This is a genomic window from Winogradskyella sp. 3972H.M.0a.05 (genome assembly GCF_040493455.1).
Classification (GTDB): domain Bacteria; phylum Bacteroidota; class Bacteroidia; order Flavobacteriales; family Flavobacteriaceae; genus Microcosmobacter.
Genome location: NZ_JANFDA010000012.1, coordinates 1 through 23,916, shown reverse-complemented (window position 1 = coordinate 23,916; position 23,916 = coordinate 1). Strand labels below are relative to the sequence as shown.

Genomic DNA, 23,916 nt, shown 5'->3' with positions numbered 1-23,916 from the left:
TTTTTATATTAAAGGGTTGTGTCACTAGTTGTTCTTTTTTCTGTTTCGTTCGGTCATTTCGATATCAAATGCTTTACGTGCCTCTGGCACTATTGCTGGCAATTGTTCTAGGATATTGTAACCATAGAACTGTAAAAACGAATTGATTGGGTGATTTAAAATATCATCTCTAAGGACATTAGCATCGTTGTTCACACCGATGATGTTAGCACCTCCTGAGAGGTTCACATCTTCATTAGTGTAGCCAGATACCGTAAAGCCATAGAACTGGATGATCAGGTTAATAGGGTCGTCTAATATCTTATCTCTTAACGTATTCGTATCGTTTGGTGCACCAATAATATTCACCTTACCATCACCATTGGCATCTCCTGCCCACATCCCCTGTATACCAGTTGGCATACCAAAAGTTGTTTGAGCATTGGTTCCATAAGTTGCTACACTACCATCAGCAAAATTTACTAGTGTAGCAGTACTACTAAGTGCTATAGGGCTATTACTCATAATCCCTAGATGGTTACGGTGCTTAATCACTACGTAATAATCTCCTGAAGAAACAGATTCAAAAATCACGGCTGTTGAGCCATCAACATCCACAACGTCACCATCACGTTGTAATAAAGCTGAACGCCCGGCGATGATATTTGTAGCATTATCTGCAGTATCATTACCATCACGTAACTCTACCCATACCCAATCCACAATGTTGTTATTCGGTTCTACTCCTGAAAATGCATTTGCATCGGCTGTTAGATCTCCATAAGGACTAGCAATTGGCAATAAATTTGCCACACGTAAATCGTCACGCATCCAACTGGTTTGCCCTGCATTAGGGTTTAAAGCAGCTCCTTGTAAATAGATTTTTGGTCTTATAATCACCTCTTGAATGGTAGAAGGATTTATCGCTCCAAACGTACCACTCAACGTAGGGGTTGTATCAAAAAGGGAGGCATCAACTGTAGCACCTGTATTATCGTAAATATTAGAACTACTAGTAGATATTTGGAAAAAGTCTCCTATACTACCTTCTCTAAAGATCGCACCAGGAATACTTCCTATGCTTGGCAAATTGACACCACCAAAATCGGTGCCATAGGTGACGCTTATTGGGCAACATGCACCGCCATCACCAACACCAATAGCATCATATATTATTGTGCCAAACGTTGACAAGTCTTCTGCAACACCATCATTATCTGTATCAATATCAGTGACATCTACTGTTCCACTAAAAGAATTTACTAATACCGCTGTATGGGCTGGGTTTGTCAAGTTAGGAACTGATACCGTTAGTATACCATCTGCATTAAAGTCACCTGAAATGTCTATGACATCTGTCACTACACCTCTACCGTTTCTACTATTATCCCCATCGATAATTACAAAGACACCGCTAAAGGATTCATCTGCCGGCCCTTTAAACTCTACAGTTTGAGGTACATTAGCATCTATGGTAATAGGCTGGTACTCACTGATTAAAACTGGAACTATATTACTCAGATCTGGCGTCAATGACACGTCATTTCCGTCTCCCCCGACATAACTAATAAAGCCATTATAATTGCCAAAGGATATGGACGCTCCTTCTGGTAAACCATTAAATGTCCCAGATACTGGATCTGCTCCATCATTATTTATAATGATTATTTCGCCTGCGAGTTGTGCCAAAAATCCATCTGTAGGCTCTAAATTGGCATCATCAAGAGTAATGGTTCCGTTTATGGTCAAGGAATCAAAATCAGATCCTGGACCAACTTGATCTCCAACGATTCGAGGTGCAAACGTAGCTCCTGTATTCATTAACAGATCATCAAATGTATACTCAAACCCAGTGATTCCTTTTCCTGGTCGAATTGTAGCATCATTTGAAATGGTTGCAAGCGCTCCTATTACGAATGGCAGCCCCGTCAATAAGGTATTATTTCCTGAGAAATTGGCAGCATCCAAAATATTGATTTGGACATCTCCTGCACTTATATTTCCTGTGCCATTAAGCGTTCCGAAGGTAAAACTTCTACCTGGACCACCTACAGGAAAATCTGTAGAGTCACTGTTTAAATTCGTAGTGGTTCCTGCAGCGCCGTTATAGGTTACTCTTCCATTAAAATCATTGGTAGTACCATTGAAGTTTATGGTTCCTGCATTATGATTGAATCTCGCAGTACCTGTACCATTATTGATATCCATATCGGCGTTGAAGTTACTCTCGCCTGCACCATTTTTGGTAATGATGGTAAAATTAGGCTCCAGATCAAATTGAGGTGCTGTCAAAGTAAACTCATCTACGATAATATCTGCTAAGAATGTATCCGTTGCATTGGTAAACGAAAGGTTGGTAAATGCACTTTGATCGGCATTAAATGGATTCTGTGCAGAGATTGCCCCAACCGTATTGGCTTGGTCTAATACAGCTGTTCCTGAACCATTACCTCTTAGGATTAAAAAGCCTTTATTAATGATACCACTTTGTTGAAAGATACCATCGTTACTTGCTATAAATAAATTGGTATTGGTATCGATGATACTCACATTACCGTCTAAAGTTATCGTACCAGGTGAAGCTATTAAGAAGTTTTGAAGTGGATCAGTTGCTGAGATTGTAACCTCATTAAATGTAATATTGGCTCCTGCAGAAAATGTTATTCTACTGGCATCTATATTGATGGCACCACCAAACGAGTGATTTCCTTCACCATCGTTTATCGCGATTTGCCCGGAAGCCTCTAATGTTGAAACTCCTGTCACTGCTATGGCACTTCCAGCATCTGTAATCTCAGTAAATCCTACAATATTTAAGTCTCCGGTATTGATGGCGTCCAACTCCATGGTTGCAGTATTGTCACCTTCAATATTAATAGCAGTTGCTGAAGACGTTGCAATGGCAACTGCATTGGTTCCACCATTTGTATTGATTAGCATTCCTCCTGTGAACAGCGATATGTCTACTGTCACTGTAGTATCATCTACCAGTACTGGCCCTCCAGTAACTTCTACTGGCGCCGTTAAATTGGTAATGGTTAAGGTAGTTCCATCATCAGATAGCGTGAAATCATCGTCAGAAACCCCGCCATTCACATCTTCTATAGTCAAAATATCACCAGCGATGCTCACTAAGGTTTCGTCTATAGTCACAGAAACTGTAAACGTGCATAAGCTTTCGTTACCGCAAGCATCTGTTATTGAAAAGGTATTGGTAGTCACTCCTTGTGGGAATGTTTCACCAGACGCAATTCCTTCTGTTTGTATTATGGTTACATCACCACAATTATCTGTAGCTTCAGGAAAATCATAGGTAATCGTTGGGTCTGGATCACCGGCTTCTATTTCAAATACAATGTCTTCTGGACAAGACGTCACCACAGGTGCAGTAGTATCAGTAACCGTAATCGTTTGCACACAAGTACTTACATTACCATCGGCGTCAGTGGCCGTCCAGGTACGTTCTGTAGTTCCTGTATAACCACAGGCACCAGATATCGTTACATCATTATAGGTTATGGTTGGTGTGCCTTGAGTATCAGTAGCTGTAGCCATACCTGTTGTAGTAGGATTTGTAGGATCTGTGGTATTAGGGTTCAAAGCTATAATAGTAACTTGCCAAGATACTAGGTTACCTGTATCAGCTCCTGTTTGATCTCGAAGACTTAAAGTCCAATCACCATTAAAGGAGTTCCCGTTAGTAATGATGCTATTTATAAGCTGTTCAAAGGCATCAACGCCTTCCATAGCTGTGTATTCACATTTATTATCTGCTTGACAAGCCGATTGTGAAGCGCCAATTTCATTTCCGATATCTTCAGCTGGTGTTGAACCAGAATCGGTAAACGTAATTGGGAAGTCGGCATTTAAATCAGAGTTTTCTACAAGTGATTCTGCAAATAAAACCACAGTTTCTCCACCTGGTGCAGTAAGCTCCATAGCTAAATCTCCAGTCCAAGTATGATTTATGGCTGTTTGTACTTTGATATCTACGATCTGAAAATGAGAATCTAACCCAGATACATTCGCTATACTTGTAATGCCTGTATCATCATTATCTGGAATATCGATCGGTGTGTCTGAACTTACACCTAAACCTATGACTGTTCCACACTCCAAAGTAACATCTGAAGGACAACTAATTACAGGTGCCAAAGTACGTTCTCGTGTTAGAGTAACGTCATTTCCATCACCTCCCACATAACTGATAGTAAATTCTTCTGTACTTCCTGGTAATGTTACCTGAGCACCTTCTGCAAAACCGTTAAAGGTACCTACAACTGGGTCTGCCCCATCGTTGTTGATTAAGGTAATCACACCAATGCTTGCATCATCAATACTAAAATCTCCTGTAGGCGCAAAGTCGGCATCAGTTAAAGTGACTGTACCTACTACATTTAATTGATCAAACGCGCTGTCGGTATCTATATATGGTGCAAATATTCCTTCATCAAATTCGACACTCTGTATGGTTAATATTGATGGGGTTGTGCCATTGCCAGGAGCAATAGTACCATCTAGCTCTACTGTTGTTGAAGTACCTGTAATTGTTCCAGCACCTGACAAAACACCATTGAACCGATCAATTAATAGCTCGTCTAAAACTTCAATATTAATACCACTAGAACCAATATTTACAGGGGCTTGTATCGCTAAGGTTCCAAATTCCAATGAAAGATCTAAGTCATTAAAAGTCGTATTACCATCCAAGAATCGCGTCCTTGTTCCAGAAGCGCCTTGATAATTTAATTTTTCAACTGTAATTGTACTCCCAAAAAACTCTACAGAACCAGCATTATGTTCAATACTAGCTACAGAACTAGCTGTTGAATTGGTAATATTAATTGTACTTGTATCTGTACCTATGGTTAATGTTCCCGCTCCATTCTTAACAATATTCGTATACTCCGTGAGATTCATAGTTGGTGCAAAAAGACTTGCATCGCCAATATTCAATAGACCGATCTCCATATCATCGATATCATTAAATACTATAAGTTCCATCGTACGTCCGATTTCTACTTGGATCATGTCAATATCATTATTACCAAGAAATATTGCTACTGTACCTCCGTCATCTCTCCCATCAAGAAACAAATGATCAGTAACGACGATACCAGATGATTGATTGACACTTCCTTCTCCTCTTAGATATAAATCAGAATCTCCAGCAGTGATTATATCTCCTGTTAAGGTTAAATCTCCAGAACCTACATAAATTTCGTTCCTTCTGATATCATCCGTATCTGTCGTAATAATAGTCCCAAGCTCTATAGATTGAGAAGATGTAAGGAAAAAGTTAGATGCGTTTATATTTACCAATCCACCAAATACGTGTGGTGCTGTAGCTCCAAAACTCAAATCTGTAATCTCTGCAGTTTGGATATTTGTTGTACCCGTTATTGTAATTGGATATCCTGGTGATGAATCAATTAAAGAATCTATTCCAGTTAAGTCCATGCTTTGTGCCGTTAACGCTCTTCGAATTCTAAGGTCCAAGGCTATACTCTCTGAAACCTTAAAAGCTCCTGAAAGTGTAATGGCTCCATTTTGATTAAACGTATTAATATTTTTAATGTCAAAATCGCCATTAATACTGATATCAGAATCTATAGTGATCCTATTATTTCCGTTTCCGCCAATAAATTCGATACCATTTATAATATTGGACATTGGAACCGTAACTGTAGTTGGGTCTGTTTTTATGACACCACTTCCAGAAACCGTTGGCACTACTAGATCACTAATCGTTAGTGTTGTACCATCGCTTGATAAAGTAATTTGATCGTCCGAATCATTTTCGATGTCCGTAATTGTCAGTTTTCCACTATCAAGTTCAACCAATGTTTCGAATGGATTTTCCACTACGGTGACATCAAAAGAACATGTAGCAATATTTCCAAAGGCATCTGTAACCTCAAACGTATTGGTTGTTGTTCCTAATGGAAAAACACTTCCTGAAGGGAGTCCTGTGGCAGGTAAAAGCGTAGTAGGTGCACCTGTGAGTTGTAGAATATATGGGCGTCGCACCGTAAAATTAGAACTGACCCAAATACCAGAACCAGTTATTAAGGCATAATCTCGATTTCCTGATTGGTTAGGTTGACTTGGTGCCCAGTTATCATAGCTTATACTTGTATTTCCATCATGCCAAACAAAGGTACCTTCTGTGCTTGCATCATTGTATCCTATTAAGACACTTTCATCACCATGAATATCATTGACTGCATTCCTTATAAAATTGTTATGATCTTCATCTATTATAGTGGCCACATGCCCTCCTAGGGATTCTGCTGCCGCAAAGGCTAGGTCAGCTCTCTCATAACTGTTAGATACATAATAGAATTTATCATCTCGAGTTCCTATATACGTATAATCATCAAAATCTCCTATTGGAGAGCAATCCGAATAGGTTGGTGAATCATAGGTGACAATTGCTGGCACTCCTGGATCTGTGTTGAATATAATATCATCGGGACAGGTTAGCGTAGGGTCTTCACCATCTGTAATAGTAATCGTAGTAGAACAAAATGCATTTTGCCCTGATGTATCCTGAACTGCAAGAGTTATACTTTGAGTCCCAATGTCATCACAATCGAACGTATTTTGACTTATACTCTGGATTATTAAACTTTCCCCGTCTGATGCGCCACTCCCTGCAGTCATCTGGCCAAATGTGACATTAACCGTACCATCAGGGCCTAAAGCAAATGTTCTATCTTCTCGACACATTACATACGGCGCTGGATTTTTAAACGCAACCTGAAAACGCAAATCAACCGGTTGTGACGGCGTGCTAACGGTTTGTGCTTGGATCCACGTAGCAGAGCCAGTACGCTCTACCCAGTACAGATCGCCATCGGCAAATCTGTCAATGCCTAAGCTAAATGACATCAAGGCATCCTGATCAAATATTAAAGCGAACGCATAGGTCTGTCCAGCAGAGAGGTTGACATTGCCTGGAATTGGAATATCGATACGCTCTCCTTCAAAATCTGGCGGTCCACCAGCTGCTGTAAACGTGTGAGTAAAGCTGGTTAGAATATTGGAGGCTCCTACTGCAGGGTTAGAACCTTCCATTAAAAAGACAGTCGCCGTTTCATTGGAGCCTGTTTGGTACCAAACACTAATATGATCAATCGCGCCATTACAATCTGTAACAAATGGTTGAAACCAGGCAAAGTGATCTCCAGCTGGCGGATCTCCATCTGCGATGTTTTGACTAATATCGTTAGGTGTTCCGCAGGTTTGCGCTACTGTTTGGAAAACACATAGCAAACCTAGGACGAACATTAAAGGGGTTGTTGCTTTCATGATTAAATATTTTTAAAATCATGTGCAAGTTATGCTCGTCTATACGCTGGTGAAATAAGTGACGGCTCGTAAAAACTAAGTAGTGCTACGTAGTATTGCATAATGCTACTTAGCTTATTACTGGGATAATATGATAGTCCTATTAACCAAAGCCCAATTAGTTAGTGTATTATTCTCTTTTTTAAGCCCAAGTTTTTCTATGATATTACTGCGATGTTTTTCAATAGTTCTGATGGACAATGATAATGTTTCTGCAATTTCCTGATTAGAGACTTCCTTTGCTATAAACTTCAATATTTTAATTTCTGAAAGTGTTAGTAAGCTAAGTCGTTTTAACTCTTCACTCGCCATATTTAGGGGTTGATCTTCTATGGATTTACTGAAATATACATTCCCTTTTAAGACTTCATTTATGCAACGTTCTATTTCAAAAAATGTATCTTCTTTTAACAAATAGCCATCAATTTGAAAGGTTTTAGCCTGAACTATATAGTAGGATTCTTTGTGGAAAGACAAAATTATGAACTTGGTTTTGGAGCCTTTTTCCCTTGCCATTTTAATGACCTCAAAACCCGTAAGTATTGGCATGTCAATATCCAATAGGGCTATCTTGGGTTGTAGTTTCAAAATAAGCTCCAGAGCTTGAATTCCATTGTTGGCCTGACCGAGAATATTATAACCGTTGGTTATTAGCTCATCATTTAGACCTTTGAGCAACATTGGATGGTCATCTGCGGTAATAATCGTAATGTCTTTCTTCACCATAATTAAATTGGTATATTGAGTGTAACCACAGTTCCTTTATTTACTTTGCTATCTAAATTTAATTGCGCACCTATTATTTTGGCGCGCTCGAGTAGGGTTTTCAACCCTAAGCTCATACTCTTGTACTTCGACTCAAAATCGAACCCTTTACCATTATCGCTCACCATAATATTAATCGCATCCTTCATTTTATCTACCTCCATTTTCACAGCTTTGGCTTCGGAGTGTTTCACAACATTGCTCAAGGTTTCTTGAATGATTCTATAAACGTGCAGTTCGGATTCCTTTGATAAGATATTATCTATGTTTTCTATCTCGTCGGTAAAAAACAGTTCTGTATTGGCATTGATGTTATAGACCAATGCATTTATAGATTCTGTTAACCCTAAGCGTTCTAAATTAGAAGGGTGTAATCCTCTTGAAATACTTCGCACTTCATCTAAAGTAGAACTCGCTAGTTGTTCGGCGTTTTCACTACCCAAACTTTTAGTGGTTTTGCTCAATAGCATCAATTTTTGTCCTACACTGTCGTGCAATTCCCTAGCAATTCTAGAACGTTCTTCTTCCTGTCCTGTAATTAAATCTTGAGAAAATTTTTCTTGTAAAGCCTGTTGTTTTTTGGCGAAGGCTCTCGAGCGGAATAAATAAATAGTTATAAATAGTGTTATTAAACCCAGGCAAGCTAAAAGCATCCGCTGCAAATTCACCTTGTTTTCAGCATTTAGGATAGTAATCTCGGACTGTTGGGATTCAATTTTAGCATCACGTTTTTCAGTTTCATATAAGGTTTGGTAGTAAGACAACACCCTCGTTTTTTCAACACTTTCTATAGAATCCTTAATTTTGGTAAAAACCTTGAAATGTTTTAAGGCTTGCGGTTCGTCTTTCTTAGCTTCATAGATATTATACAACAATTTGTGTACTTCCATGATATTTTCATAATCTAAAGTTCCTTGGCGCATCTCTAAAAGCTCTTTGGCTCTGACCTCTGCCTTGAGTAAATCTCCTTCTGCTAAAAAAAGTTCAGTCTCCGTTTTAAGGTTAATCAACTTAAGACTATTACTTTCTGGTTTCTTATCAAATAGATCCTTCAATTTATGAACATATACTCGGGCTTTATCCAAACTATCAGTTGCGATATAGTTTAGCGCCAATCCTTGAAGGGTATTAATTGTGAAAAAATTAAGCTCTGGATGGTCCTCGATGACAGCCAACTTTCGTTTATTACACTGAATACTTTTTGCATATTCTCCTTGAAGTGCATAATCATAAGCCATGTTCTCCAGATTGGCCAGATAAGCGCCATAGTCTTCCAACTCAAGAGATAATGATTCAATGGCAAAGTATTCCTTTTCGGCTTCATCATAAAACCTATTTTGACTGTAGAGTATGGATAGACCTATCCTTATCTTGAGAATATTTAGGCCATCATCCCTTCTTGTAAATATCGAAAGTGCTTTTTGGTATTCTTGGGAAGCGGTAGCAAATTCACCCATAGTGGACAACACATAAGCCTTATACCCTTTGATTCTTGCATACTTGGTAGAGTCCTTTGCCTTAAGCAAAAGTCCTTCGGCCTTTTCGTAATAATGAATGGACTCTTTTTTAAAACCTAACTCAATATAGCTTTCGGCGCCTTCACTATATAAAACTGCTAATGATTGCGAATCGGTGACATCCCAATTCTTTTCTAAGGTAGACTCAAACAGTTTTAGACCTTCTTCAGGATTTCTTCTTGTATAAACCAAGAAGGAAATTAGCTCGCCTGTTTTCTTAGCGGCCATATTATAATCCTGTTCCTTAACAGCTAAGTCAATGGTAACTTTAGCGATGGAATCGTAATTATATTCTGGTTTTTCTCTTACCAGATTTGTTAAACTGTCTAAAAGCTTGAGTTTTTCAACGCCTGTGGACTTTTCGATTTCGTTTTTTAAATCACTTATCCTATTTGTAAGATCACTTTGAGACCATACAAATGTTGTACATATAAGCAATAAAAGTCTGGCTATGGTTTTCATACTAAAGGGGTTTGGCACAGTACTTACTCAAAAGTACTCGCCTTATCAAAATTTTAAAATAAGTGGTAGTACGTATTATATATGTACTAGTACTTAGAGTAGCAATCAATTACTCAATATGAGTAGTAATACTATAGGATTTAGAGAATCAGGAATGTTAACCTCACAATTTTATCATGAATCAAGAATGATTAAATTAAATATAAAAATCCTCCCTATTTTTCAATAGAGAGGATAAAACATTACTGTAGGCTACACATTGTTTCAGTGCCTATGACTAGTATATTATGCTATTAATCAATGTTTCACTAGTTTCAATGTTTTGCTTCTTATTTCATCTCCATATATTTTCAATATATAAACTGAGGTTTCCAGTTCTGATATGGAGATCTTATCAAATTCTGATTCAACAGTCTTTACCAATTGCCCATTAATGGTATAGATTTCTATACTATGTATTCGACTAATATCACCTCTAACACCAAACATATCCTTTGCAGGATTGGGGTAAAGGTTAACTTCTAGAGTGTTGTCTAAAATTTCTCCTACTGAAAGCGAAGAAAAGATAAAGCTATTGTTTGTTGGATCTGTCTGTCCATAATAATCCTGAGTACCATTGCCATCTCCAAGATCAGCATTGATCACATTATCTACCACAAAGCCTATACCTGCCAAACCTGTCGCTATCGGGTCATTGTTCTCCAATATGGCTATCTCTCCACTGGTTGGCATGTTGTCCACTACAAAAGAAAGCATTGGTATCCCAACACCTGTGCTATGTGGCGTGGTCAATGCTGAAGTAGGCACTGGTAACGAAAACACCCAGATATCCCTGCTCCCATCACCTATGCCAAAGCCCTGGAGCGTAGTTCCCGTAAGGGCTGTGTTTACCTGCCAATCTGTTCCAAATAATTCCGTGAAGCTATTGGTCTGGATAGTGTTCCCTGTGCTTATTGCCACTGTCAATTGAATATCTGCCATGTTGGGGTTGGCATTATCAAAATCTGGCGTGGCAACAAAGGTGAAGTCATAGCTATCTCCTGTGCCACTGTAATCGCTAACGATTCCAAAATCATAGCTCTGGGCTGTTAACGATAAGGTCATTATCATTGATATGGATTGTAATATTCTTTTCATTGTTAAAGGGGGTTTGTTGTTAGTTGTCTTGTTTGTTTTTTTCTGTCATCTCTATGTCAAAGACCATGCGTGATGATGATACCACTGCTGGCAATTGTTCTAAGATATTATAACCATAGAATTGTAAAATGATATTAATGGGATGGTTCAAAATATTGTCCCTTAGTACATTGGCGTCATTGTTCGCACCAATAATATTTGCACCTCCATTGAGGTTCACATCTTCATTGGTGTAGCCCGATACTGTAAAACCATAAAATTGAATGATTTGGTTAATGGGATCATTGAGTATTGTATCCCTTAAGGTATTGGTGTCGTTCGGTGCACCAATGATGTTTACCTTACCATCACCATTGGTATCTCCTGCCCAAAGTGCCATATCTCCAGAGTCTAAAACAGCCTGTGCATTACTTCCAAAAGTATTAAAAGCTGAATCTTTAAAATCTATGATCGTGACACTACCATCATTGAGTTGTATTGGTGATGCACTCATAGCTCCCAAATGATTTCTATGCTCAAGCGCTATATAGTATGTGTTCTTGGGAATATTCATAATAACATTTGATATACCATCTACATCTACTACATCGCCATCTCGCTGTAGTAGTGCGGATCTGCCTTGAATCTGTTTTTGGTTATCATCATTAGACCGAATAGAAACCCACACCCAATCAACAATAGCATTATTACCAGTAACACTAAAGACTGAAGCATTACAGGTAGCACCATCTGCATACGGGCTTGTAGTTGGAATATAACTTGCTGCACGCAAATCATCATTCATTAAACCTATGGAAGTTGGATTAAGCATTGCACCTTGTAGAAACATTTCTGGATGTATTCGCAATTTGAATTCTGGAGCAATAAAGCCTTCGGAAATTGACACAGATCCAACATTGACTTCTCTTACAGCAACTTCACCAATGGTATACAGTACTTCTATATTCCCTGCTGAGGCTGAAGCTCCTCCACTATCTATATTGAACTTCTCAATAGTTTGCCCATTCAAGCTTAATAAGCAGCAATAAAAAAATGATACTAGGAATTGTGTTCTCATGCTATTGTGTTTTAATTCTTTAAAATTTTGAACACTGCCTTTTCGTTTCCAGAATACATGTGCATAACGTATGATCCTGCACTTTCATTAGTCAATTCAAAAGAAAACTCAGAAGTATTTGGCTGCACCAGTTTTTGCTTAATCAGCTGACCAGAAACAGTATAAAGATTCACCTTAAGAACTCTGCTACTAGGGTGTTTCAGCTTTATGTTCAACCTATCGATAAAAGGATTGGGATAGATAGAAGTTTCAATAGCATCTTCAAAATTAACACTCAACGTTTCTGCTATAGACCAAAATTTTAAAATACGAAGAGTGCCTTCCCATGCTCCATCCATATCATCCCAAGTTTCAAAGATCAATTCTATTTCATTGTCATCACCATCAAAAGTCCGCAGCTGACGAAAGTCGTTTTCCCATTGCATCATACTATTACTCCACTCCTGACCAAGGAATTCGGTTAAATTATTAGATGTATAGGTAAATAAGGTTCTATTATTGTTTACCCAAGTATCCGTGACGTAGAGCTGATCAATAATTTCTTCTACTAGGTCGTCAGCGTTATACGAATACAAAAACTGTCGGAATGGATTTGCCCACATACCAGCTCCGATATTCCAGCCACTCACCTCTTCTCTTATCAATGTGCCATCAGTGTCATAGAAGTAATCTTTACGTTCTTCATTCTCCCAATCGTTTAGTATATCTCTCCATTGTTCTAATATTTCATAATTTAGGATACTACTAGTAAAATCATAAGTACGTCGCTCTTTATTCCGTAACAACATGCTCACAAAATCATATTCGGTTAATAGATCCTGTGTGCGATTACCCAACATATCGTACTGATAGGTGTTTTCATTAAATACCAGCCATACAGGATTAGTATAAATTGCATATGCTAATTTTTCTACTAAATCATCTGCATTATAGGTATATGTTAATTGTTCTGAATTCTGCCAATTGCTACCATCCCAATTTTGACGTATACGCTCTTCAATATCATTGTTTGAATTATATGTTTTATTGAATTGGTAAAAGTTTTCCCAATCACCACCATTGAGGACAAGCCTTAGAAGGTTGGTTTCTTTATTGCCTCCGTTACCATAGGTATATAATTCTCGGGTATTGTGATCCCATTGCATGGTCACTTGATCCCAAGCAAATTGATGAATAGAATCTAGTTTAAACACAGTCTGCGCACCTGCACTCATTGAAAGCACAAATACTAATGTGATAAAAATTGTTGTAAAGGTTTTCATGATGCTATTTCTTTTCAAGTTGAGTTATTCTTTGATTGAGCCTTTCAATAGTAGTTTGTTGTTCCTGGATAGCTTTGATAAGTACAGGTATCAACTCGCTATAAGACAAGGTTAGAAGGTCATGCTCTTTTACATAATCTGTAACTTCTGGAAATACTTGTTCTACTTCTTGTGATATCAATCCAATAGTACGCTCGTTGCCACTTTGTGCTTTCATGCGGTAACTAACAGGGTTTAGTTGCATGACTTTATCAAGAGTGCCTTGTTCCAAACTTTGAATATCACTCTTCACCCTACGATCAGACACAGAATTATAAACGCCACTTGTACCATCAAAACCACCTCTAAACGCTCCGTTACGATAAAGTACTAATCCACCGCCACTAGAAGAGTACAACTGCCAGGAATTGGCATTGCCGGTATTGTATATACTCAAGGCATTAGAAACATTACCGGGTGTTGGTGCGCTACTGCCATGTGCTATCTCCAACAAACTTGAAGGTGTATGCCTTCCTATACCTATATTACCATTTTTTAAGATTGTTAAGGCATTATCTCTGCTCGCACCACTAGTACCATTACCCACCTCAAAAAGTGGGTCGGTATCGACCCAAGTAGTACCATTTCCACCTCCTATATTATACCTGCCTATAGCAGTTGTATAAATGGCACCTGCATTAGTACCGAGCCCCATTGCAATAGAAGATGTTCCTATAGCATTGGTTGTATTACCCATTGCTGTAGAGGAAATACCACTTGCAACAGTATTCAAACCCATTGCTGTGGACCAAGAAGCTGAGGCTTCCGTACCCTCTCCCATTGAAGTAGAACTTTCACCACTTGCCTCTGTAGAACGTCCCATAGCAATAGAAGCACGATTTGAAGCTATCGTATTCTCACCTAAAGCAGTAGAATTAAAACCTGTAGCTTCAGTGCGATCACCCAATGCAGTAGAACCCACACCTGAAGCTAAAGTATTTAGTCCCATAGAAGTAGATCCAATACTTGAAGCTTCTGTACCTAGGCCCATTGCAGTTGAGTAATTGCCCGTCGCTCCAGTAGTAGTACTTGGATTAATTTGAGCACTAAGATCCATTGCATTTAAACCAATATCTCCATAGTTATTTGGATCTTGATTCTTTAACCGCCAACCAAATCCATTGCCTTCATCTAAAGTTTCCAATCCTGTTGAAGTATCAACATTGGCTTCTAGATACTCTTTGGTAACCAATGCCTTATCATCAGTAATTTCGCCGATATCAAAACTTGGGGCTGTAATGGTACCATTTTTAAGTACGATTAATGCATTGCTTCTATTATCAAATGTAGGACCGTTTCCAATAACAAAAAGCCGATCTATTTCATTCCATTGAGTGGCACCATTAGTTCCTGGAGCATAATTTTCGTTATAAGATCCCACAACGACTTCACTCAGAGAACGTGCTATAGTATTTTGCCCAAACGCAAAAGACAAATCACCTTGAGCAGACGCTATATTTCCCATGGCAAACGAGTAATTCCCTTCTGCACTACTTCGGTTTCCAACTGCCATAGCATAATCGCCAGTTGCACCATTTGTAGTTGATGGCAAAGTCCAATTACTAAAATCGATAGCATTCAATCCGATGTCACCCAAGTTATCTGGATTGCGCCCAATAAGTCGCCATCCTATGCCATTGCCTTCGTTTAAAGCCTCTAAGCCAGTGGAGATACTACTGTTGGTATCCACATATTCTTTAGTTACTAAGGTTTTATCATCCGTAATTTCACCTATATCAAGGCTTGGGGCAATAACAGTCCCATTTTTGAGAATTGTCAAAGCATTACTTCTATTGCTACCATCCGACCCATTCCCGATTTCAAAAAGCGGATCTGTCTCTATCCATGATATTGGATCTCCTCCCCCAATATTATAGCGTCCTATACTGAATGAATTATAAGCATTGGCCAAAGTTCGTAAACCAAAGACAGTTGCTATTTCACCTGTGGCCTCAGTTGCAGTTCCAAAAGCTGTGGTATAAGCCCCTGAAGCAAAATTATTGCTATTGGCGGCAAAACTATTGTATCCTACATTGGCATCGTCCCATCGATCTGAGAAAAAGCCTCCAGTTAAAAAACCAGCTCTAAACGCTGCTTTATCTGGAAGCCACATTAGCTTTGTTCCCGATCCTGACAAGCTGTTGCCAAATAGTACGCTTTTCCCAAAACCTACATGAAAATCGGATGATGGGTCAGCACCAATACCTACCCTTCCATTACCTTTCATCATGATGACATTCCCATATCGTGAATTGTATACATTAAACCTATCATCTTCAACGTCTGGCTGCGTCAATCCTGCCAATGTCCAATAGGAACTGCCATTAGTAGTTTTATAATTCAAACGTGCATAATCATCTTCTGCTTCACTCAGGGTGAGTTGTGGTGTTGCAACACCACTATTGCTTTCTATTTCTAATTGTCCATCTGGTTGATCGCTCAATCCAATTGCAACGGGATCACTTGAATTATAGATGTGCGTTGGTGCTTTATCCCAGTTGTTATCCGCTGAAGACAATGCATAAGGCACTGCCATAAATTGAGTGGTTCCTAGATCTACAAGACCACTTCCGCTATCTATTTGCACATTCAAATAATGGTCATCTGAAGCCCAATTAATATCCCCATACGTTCCGCTTACAGGCGTACCTAAACCGATGTTTAGCACCACAATACCATTGGCATCTGTTGTTGGCGCATGCGTTTCTGTATACACATTGGTTTGGGCAAGACCTTGTAAAATGCCAATTTGAACAGTGATGGTTTGATTAGAAATGACATTTCCTAAATTATCCTTTACAATCGCCTTATAATTAATACTATTCGTTTGACTGTAACTAATAATGGAAAGGAACAATGTTAATGCAATTACTATTTTTCTCATGACAGTTATTCTTTTTTAAAGTGAATTCGTTTTATAATTTTATTTCGCTGAATTATGCGTAGCTCATACTGCCCTTTATTCAACTCATTAATATTGAGATAAATAGTAGAGTTATTCTGTTTAGCAAGATGAGCTTCATAAAACTTCCGCTTCATATGGATCAAGTAATTTGTAATTGATCAATAACAAAGCTAGATTGATCAAGCTGGGCGAGATAAAAGAAATGTATCAAATACTATGAAGAATGTATCAGGTGATGGATAAATAGGAGGTAATTGCTAGTTTTTCGTTTTTTGAGCATATGCTTTTGGTGTGCAACCATACACCTCTTTAAAACACTTGGAGAAATAGGATGGATCATTAAACCCAACGGCGTAAGCAATCTCCGAGACATTGATATTCTTTTTTTGGAGTAATGTTGTGGCTAATATCAATCGTTGCGAACGTATAAATTCTGTTCCTGTTAACCCTGTCAATGCTTTGAGTTTTCTGTAAAATTGCATACGACTCATACCAATGGCTTCCCCAAATTTTTCTGTATTGAAATCTGGATTGGTTAGTTGAGCATCTAACACACGTTCTATTTTTTCTAAAAACAGCTGATCCACATCAGTAATGGCAATATCTTTTGGCTTCAATATTACTTCTTGGCTATAACGTTGACGCAACACCTCTCTAGCGTGAATTAGATTTTTGACTTTTTGATCGAGCAACTTAATTTTAAATGGTTTGGTAATGTAATCATCGGCTCCTGTTTCTAACCCTTTGAATTGATCTTCTTCCTCAGCTTTAGCAGTTAAGAGAATTATTGGAATATGTGATGTACGTTCATCTTGCTTTAATGTTTTGCACAATTCTAAACCATCTGTTTCTGGCATCATAATATCGGAAATAATGATATCAGGAATTTGCTCAATGGCCTTATCAATACCATCTTTCCCATCCAATGCTTCAATGATTTGATAATGATCCTGAAAAGATGTCTTAATGAATGCTCTGAGATCGCTATTATCCTCAACGACTAGTAAAAGTGGAATTTCTGAATCTACGTTGACGGCTTCAAAATCCATGGCATAGTTTTCTTCGACTTCGGTTGAAATTGAAGTATTTTCATCGAGATGTACGTCATCAACAAGTTCTATGTCTTTATAATGATTCTTAGAAACTGGAAGTGATGCGGTAAATGCAATTTTATTGGACGTTACATTTTCAACCTTTATACTACCATGCGAAAGCGTTAACAACTCTTTTACTAAAGAGAGGCCAATACCAACACCTTGTACATTTTCATCGGCTTGATAAAACCTATCGAATAGGCGTTCTATCTCCTTTTTGGTTAGCGGGATTCCTGCATTGGTCACTGTAATCTTCAATTGATCGTTAATGACTTGAGCTTTAAAACTTACTTCTCCTTGTTCGGGTGAATATTTAAAAGCATTTGAAAGCAAATTGATAACTACTTTTTCCACTACATCCTTATCAAACCAAGCTTCATCTATATCTTCAACTGTATTAGTGTATGTTATTTCCTTATTGGCTGCCAAGTGTTCAAAAGACGAAGCAATAGACTTCAGCAATTGAGTGATGTTACCTCTTTTCACCCTTAATTTCAGATGTCCTGATTCTAATTTTGAAAGATCTAGCAGCTGATTTACTAGATTCAATAAGCGACTAGAATTACGCTTCATCATCAAAAGTTCATTGCGCTCATTAGTACTTATAGTATCGTCTTCTAAACGTTTCTCTACTGGACCAGAAATCAAAGTTAATGGTGTACGAAATTCGTGAGATATATTGGCAAAAAACTGAGACTTGAATCGATCTAATTCTCTCAACTTATCATTTGCTTTCTTCCTGGTATGAAATAAGAAATAAAACAATGCGCCCAATACTGTGGTTAGCAACAAGCCTGCAACTAATAAATTACGTTGATTGACTTTTTGTTGCTCTGCTAACTGATTCTGTGATTTGAGCAAGGCAATTTCTTGTTCTTTTTTTTCGGTTTCATATTTTGTTTCAGCATCTCGAGAAAGCTTTCTATTCGCTTTTCTAACAAGCCTCATTTTTAATCGGTAAGCTTCTTTAAAATAATTGGCAGAGGCTTCATAGTTTTTCAAATCAAGATTACAATAGCCCAGTTCTCTTACCAAACGCTGATATAAGTCTGTTTCCCTATCTTCTGGTGTAAGGGTTTTATAAATGTCGAGTGCTTTCTGATTGGTCTTTAGGGCACTTTCACAATCTCCTAAATACGCACCTTGAAAAATACCGTAGTAGGTTATGGCTTCTGGCCATCTTCGTTTATCCTTAATACGTTTAGAATATTCAATATTCTTCAAAAACGCCTCTTCAGCTTTTTCTAGACTGTCCGTAGCCTTATAGTAGGATGTCGCGATAAGATAGAGTCTGGCTGCATGTTTAGGAATATCTTCTTTAGTATAATATGCTAGCCCTAAATCAATATATTTTTTGGCTTCTTCAACATTTCCTACCAAACCACTTGCATCGCATAAATACACATAGGTTATATGAATTAATTCGTCAGAATTTAAGGTTTTTGCTTGCGCTAGTGCTTCATGTAAAAGATCGTAAGCACGCTTAGAACTTTCTTTTGTAAATACCATACGAGAAATTTCTGAACGTCGAATGAGTGCTTTTACTGTTGACGAACTAAAATAATTATGCTGTTGCGAAATAGAGTCGACCTTAAGGCAAAGTTTAAGGGCAGCATTCTTATTATCGCTACGATTTAAAACATCCGCTTGCGTGTAGTATATATCTATGAGTCGCCTCCAATCCTTAGTTTTTAGTGCTGCGCTCTTGGCTATTTCGTAAAAAGGGATAGAATCATTATTATCACTTTGATATTCAGAAACAATAGCTATAATAGCTGATTCTATAGTCAAGGAGTCTACATTCTGTAACTGAAATTTTTCAAATGCCTTTTTGCTGTAATGATAAGCACTATCATACGCTTCAGCTTTAAGGAATTCATCAGACATGGTCAGATATTGTCTGCTCAATTGGTCATTTTCATTCTGACTTACACCATTGAGAGCACAGAAAAGCAATGTGAATAATAGTAATCGTTTCATGTAGCATCAATACTACATAAATATACAGAATTGATATAAAAATATTAGCCCAATTACTATAACTTTTGTAACGTGCAGTGTTACATTTATCTTATAATCAAGTCACTACTTCGAGTTTGATGAACTTTATTAATCTTTAATAACTTTCACGATTTTGGATTGCTTGTCTATTGTAATCTTACAAAAATACAGCCCTTCAGGCAGGCTAGACATATCTATTCTTTCTATTCCAGTCCCATTGTCATGTTGTAAACTCAAGACTTGCTGTCCTAAGGCATTATGCATAATGACCTGATCTATACGCTTTACCGAATCAAAGTTTAATACATTGTTTACAGGGTTAGGATAGTAATTAAAATTGTTGAAAGCGGTTTCGTCTAGACCTAGAGTTTCATTGTAAACCGATACTGAAAATGGTGCCCTATAGGTTGAGAAAAGATCATTAACAATAACAAAATAATTCTCCCCTGGTGTTAAGCCAGTTAAATCCAATTTTGAAAAACTAAAATCTCCACTATTTTGATCTGAACCAATAAATGAGAAACTTGTACATGTGCCAGATAATACTGCAATTGAAGTATTTGCCGCTATAAGGCCTGTTGCATCTGGTCCAGTTTCAATAGTGACATTTCCATCTGATGGTGCAGTAAAATTAAACCAGAGCCCATTAACATCGGTCCAAAGAAAAGAACTATCAACATTTTGGTCTTCAAAAGTAGCGCCTACTGTTAAGGGTGTTGCATTTTCGCATACCATATTTGTTGGTACAGGTGGATTATATGCAGAGATTGCAAATGGCACTACAAAATTCCCAAAAACTCTTACGTAAACAGTTTCACCAGGTGTTCCTTCAATAATGATAGACGAAAAATCGTGTAAGCTATAATTGGATATCCCACAGCTTGGCAATTGCATTAAATTGTCACAAGCCGTTCCTTGCCAAGCATCCATTCCTGAAACAAAATTTGTATTACCTGTTAAGACATCTGGACCTGTTTCAACTACCAAATGTCCTTCTGGTGGTATTGTTGTTTGCACCCATATCTCATTGCTTACTATTAAGGCGCTACCATCATTACATCCACCTCCATCTTGGGTTGCATTGAGAGTTGTAAAATCCACTGGATTATCCTCAAAAGAAGTCCCAACTGTTAATGTCGTAGCCGTTTCGCAGGTATCATTGAGTGGTGGCCCAATGGCTGACGGATTTGATATCCCGTAGAGATTCATAATAGCATCAAAGGTAGGAATCTGTTCTATAGTATCAGGAAAAGGATCATTTAGCTCGGGCAAATCACATACTCCTGAGGTATTAAAATAAGTTCTAGTATTACCTGCTAAATTACTTCCTCCTATAGCAAAAAAATGTGTATCTAAATCACCTGCGGCTGCCTGTACTGAATAATACACAATCTGATCTGTGCTCACCGTAATTGGATCTATTGGGATATTAATTAAGGTTCCATTATCAGAAGAATTACAGGTATAATTACCGCTTCCGATTATGGACAAAAAATTTAAACTAATAGTTACATATGGAAGATTATTGGGAAGAATTAGATAAAATTCGCTACGCGGTATTGTCCCTATAAAATAGGTAAGCATGAGATCATCCGTTGCGGATGCTTGTGCAAACTCAAGATTGGTGATCATAAATTCACCTGAATCTATTTCACTATCATCAACATAATTTTGTAAATCATAAAATCTATAAAACGCATTTTCATGATAGGTATTGGTAGCCAATTCGGCGCAGGCACGCCCATCTTGGATTAAATCTGGATCGCTTGACTCGGACAATCTAATCAGTGGTATATTGGGTTGTGCCTGAATTTTTGTAAGTCCAAAAGTTGCCATAACTAACAACACAGAAAAAAACTTCAAGTAATTTACATTCATAACTATTAGGTTTAAGGTTCACAATAGTAAATGTAAATAGAAAGCGTGCGGATTCTGTTTGTTTTATCTCTACACAATATCTACAAGATCAAAAAAATGCATCTCATGAAGATGTGTGTCTTACTTTGAAAATTAGACAGATTTTAGAAAATCATTAAGGTTAGTGTCTTTATCAAGGTTCATTTTTTTCCTCAATCGATAACGCTTCATATCGACACTTTTTGGTTCTATGTTTAATATTGTAGCTATTTCCTTTGAAGAAAAGTCGATTCTTAAGAGTGACGCCAAACGGATCTCGTCTTTGGTAAGCTCAGGGAATTTTGTGGCCATGCTTCTTAGAAAAGAATCTTGTTCTTTATCCAATTTCATTTTAAAAAGTTCTTTGTCTTGCTCAAAGGATTGTGTTTCTCTTAGCTTAACATCTATTAAATCTAATTTTTCATTACCTAGGTTAGAGCCTTCACTTTTTAAAGATCGTATGGTTTCTCTTAATTTTTCTATGAAATCAATTCTGTGGAGAATGTTTAATGCAAAACTATTTAACTCTTTAGATTTCACTTCTACTTCCAAAGCCATACGTTCTTTTTCTAGCGTAACATTTTTGAGCTTAGTTTCAGAAATTTCTTTTTGATTTTGATTAAGAATAAGCTTCTGTCGCTGATTTTTCCATATAAACAAACTGAGTAGTGCAATTAAAACGATTCCAATACCCAAACTCCAAATCGTTATGGATTTTAGTTCCTGCTTTTTCTCCAATAGTTGTAGTTCATTCTCCTTTAAAGCTATTTCGCCTTGGTGTCTTAATTTTTCCTGTGCCAGTTCATGCTTTTTTTCGACCTCTGCAACACTCCTTATATTGTCTTCATTGAGCAGAGAGTCTTTTAGTACAGTATGCTTTTTCCATACTTCCAAGGCCTCTTTATGGTTGCGTTGAGATTCATAAATTAAAGCTAGTTTTTCATAGGCATCTCGAAGTACTGCCAAATCATTTGATGCTTTAGCGGAAGCAATAGCTTGCTTTGTATAATCAATGGCTTTATTGATGTCACCTTCATTATAATAACACCAACCTAGTTTATGCAATGCTGAAGTGATGAAATAGTTTCTTTTGATTTCTTTAGCCATTTCATAGCCTTTTAGAAGACGCTCTTTAGCCTTTCTAAACTCATTCATCTCTAATAATACATTACCAGAATTGAGAAGTGTTAAGGCTAATCCGAACTTAAATGTTTCTGCTTCACTATACGCAAGGCCTTTCTCATAGTATTGTAATGCTTTTTCATAGTCGTTTTTAGCTTCATAAACGCTACCAATACTGCTCAAAATCCTTACGGATACTTTTTTGTTTTTTTGAAGTTCGCTCATTCTTAAAGCGTCTTCAAAATACAAGAGCGCGTTATCATAATCATTTTGCCTTTTATAAAGCACGCCAATCGAATTTAATGCTGTCGACACTCCCGATGTATCTTTGAGCTGTAAACGCAAATCTTTAGATTCAAGTAAGTGTTCCAAGCCACTATCAAAATCACCAAACTTAATTAGGTTAGAACCTAAATTGAACAATCCCCTCGCTACGCCCAATGTGTCCTTAATTTTTCGCTTTATCTCTACGGCATTTCTATACAACGAAATTGCCTCTGCATAATTACCTTGTGCATTATTGCAACTTCCTAGATTATTGAGACTCATCGATAAATACTTCATGTGATCATTAGATGTCGCTACATCTTTTAATCTTGTATACATTAGTTTCGCAGAGTCTAATTGATGATTTCTATAATGAATATTACCCTGTAATGCCAGAGCCTTCATTTCGCAAACTGGACAGGATGCGGAAAGGTTTTCTATTTCTAAGGAAGTCTTAAGTAGCTGAATAGCCATTTGAGTATCTGTGCCTACACGCTCTTTAGCTTGTTTAAATAAAGCATTAAACTTAGTAGTGTCTGCTATTTTCTGGGAGTTGGCTTGTGATGACACACTAACGGCGTTTAAAAAGAAAACAGCTATTAAAAACAGAGTATAAAAAAATTTCATTACTGCTTAGGGTTTGATTGAAAATGCCAACTTTATTTATAATTAATTCGCTCCCTACTTATTATTGTTCTGAATTTCAGCTAAAAAACTCAAGAGCGTGTCTAAGCTAATTTAAGCTAAATTTTCGATTTTATTTTCCTTAAACATTAATGTAAGAATTAAACTTATTCCAAAATAAAACCTCCTTATCTTTACAATAAGGAGGCTTAACATTGTCGTCGGTTAATTATTTCACCCCTTTAACTTCCAACGACTATGTATCTAGTGTTATAGTGGTGTTATTTTATGACTTATTGTTTCACTAGTCTGAATGTTCTGTCTCCTGTTTTGTTTCCATACACCTTCAAGATATATACAGCAACTTCCAATTCTTCAATAGAAATCTCTTCGAACTTATTTGTCACGGTCTTTACCAATTGCCCATTCAAGCTGT

The 23,916-nt window shown here is 37.5% G+C and carries 11 protein-coding genes; all 11 read right to left on the bottom strand.

Going from position 1 to position 23,916, the window contains the following annotated elements; genetic code table 11:
- Positions 1–24 precede the first annotated feature (24 nt).
- Positions 25–7,293: an HYR domain-containing protein gene (locus NCE97_RS15695; protein ID WP_353780237.1), complete on the bottom strand. Its 7,269-nt coding sequence runs from the start codon at positions 7,291–7,293 to the stop codon at positions 25–27.
- Between the two features lie 117 nt (positions 7,294–7,410).
- Positions 7,411–8,058 (bottom strand): response regulator, encoded by a 648-nt coding sequence (locus NCE97_RS15690; RefSeq protein ID WP_353780236.1) that lies wholly within the window; start codon positions 8,056–8,058, stop codon positions 7,411–7,413.
- A 2-nt stretch (positions 8,059–8,060) separates the two neighbouring features.
- Entirely contained in the window at positions 8,061–10,076 is a 2,016-nt protein-coding gene (locus NCE97_RS15685) for a tetratricopeptide repeat-containing sensor histidine kinase (protein ID WP_353780235.1), read from the bottom strand.
- Positions 10,077–10,373: 297 nt separating this feature from the next.
- Positions 10,374–11,213: a T9SS type A sorting domain-containing protein gene (locus tag NCE97_RS15680; RefSeq protein WP_353780234.1), complete on the bottom strand. Its 840-nt coding sequence runs from the start codon at positions 11,211–11,213 to the stop codon at positions 10,374–10,376.
- A 19-nt stretch (positions 11,214–11,232) separates the two neighbouring features.
- Positions 11,233–12,270: a hemagglutinin protein gene (locus NCE97_RS15675; RefSeq protein WP_353780233.1), complete on the bottom strand. Its 1,038-nt coding sequence runs from the start codon at positions 12,268–12,270 to the stop codon at positions 11,233–11,235.
- Positions 12,271–12,281: 11 nt separating this feature from the next.
- A complete protein-coding gene (locus tag NCE97_RS15670; RefSeq protein WP_353780232.1) occupies positions 12,282–13,532 on the bottom strand; it encodes a T9SS type A sorting domain-containing protein in 1,251 nt (416 codons plus the stop codon).
- Between the two features lie 4 nt (positions 13,533–13,536).
- Entirely contained in the window at positions 13,537–16,455 is a 2,919-nt protein-coding gene (locus tag NCE97_RS15665; RefSeq protein WP_353780231.1) for a tail fiber domain-containing protein, read from the bottom strand.
- A gap of 278 nt (positions 16,456–16,733) precedes the next feature.
- The gene (locus NCE97_RS15660; RefSeq protein WP_353780230.1) at positions 16,734–19,550 is read right to left on the bottom strand and encodes a hybrid sensor histidine kinase/response regulator transcription factor; all 2,817 of its coding nucleotides are present in this window, start codon (positions 19,548–19,550) and stop codon (positions 16,734–16,736) included.
- Positions 19,551–19,679: 129 nt separating this feature from the next.
- On the bottom strand, positions 19,680–21,449 hold the full coding sequence (locus NCE97_RS15655) for a T9SS type A sorting domain-containing protein (RefSeq protein WP_353780229.1): 1,770 nt from the start codon (positions 21,447–21,449) through the stop codon (positions 19,680–19,682).
- A gap of 132 nt (positions 21,450–21,581) precedes the next feature.
- Positions 21,582–23,483, bottom strand: a complete 1,902-nt coding sequence (locus tag NCE97_RS15650) for a tetratricopeptide repeat protein (protein ID WP_353780228.1) — start codon at positions 23,481–23,483, stop codon at positions 21,582–21,584.
- Between the two features lie 290 nt (positions 23,484–23,773).
- The gene (locus NCE97_RS15645) at positions 23,774–23,911 is read right to left on the bottom strand and encodes a T9SS type A sorting domain-containing protein (RefSeq protein WP_353780248.1); all 138 of its coding nucleotides are present in this window, start codon (positions 23,909–23,911) and stop codon (positions 23,774–23,776) included.
- Positions 23,912–23,916 lie beyond the last annotated feature (5 nt).

Excerpts from the sequence above, each read along its gene's own strand:
- NCE97_RS15660 (WP_353780230.1), bottom strand. The coding sequence starts at position 19,550 with ATGAAACGATTACTATTATTCACATTGCTTTTCTGTGCTCTCAATGGT.
- NCE97_RS15680 (WP_353780234.1), bottom strand. The coding sequence starts at position 11,213 with ATGAAAAGAATATTACAATCCATATCAATGATAATGACCTTATCGTTA.
- NCE97_RS15670 (WP_353780232.1), bottom strand. The coding sequence starts at position 13,532 with ATGAAAACCTTTACAACAATTTTTATCACATTAGTATTTGTGCTTTCA.
- NCE97_RS15650 (WP_353780228.1), bottom strand. The coding sequence starts at position 23,483 with ATGAAATTTTTTTATACTCTGTTTTTAATAGCTGTTTTCTTTTTAAAC.
- NCE97_RS15690 (WP_353780236.1), bottom strand. The coding sequence starts at position 8,058 with ATGGTGAAGAAAGACATTACGATTATTACCGCAGATGACCATCCAATG.
- NCE97_RS15675 (WP_353780233.1), bottom strand. The coding sequence starts at position 12,270 with ATGAGAACACAATTCCTAGTATCATTTTTTTATTGCTGCTTATTAAGC.
- NCE97_RS15695 (WP_353780237.1), bottom strand. The coding sequence starts at position 7,293 with ATGAAAGCAACAACCCCTTTAATGTTCGTCCTAGGTTTGCTATGTGTT.
- NCE97_RS15665 (WP_353780231.1), bottom strand. The coding sequence starts at position 16,455 with ATGAGAAAAATAGTAATTGCATTAACATTGTTCCTTTCCATTATTAGT.
- NCE97_RS15685 (WP_353780235.1), bottom strand. The coding sequence starts at position 10,076 with ATGAAAACCATAGCCAGACTTTTATTGCTTATATGTACAACATTTGTA.
- NCE97_RS15655 (WP_353780229.1), bottom strand. The coding sequence starts at position 21,449 with ATGAATGTAAATTACTTGAAGTTTTTTTCTGTGTTGTTAGTTATGGCA.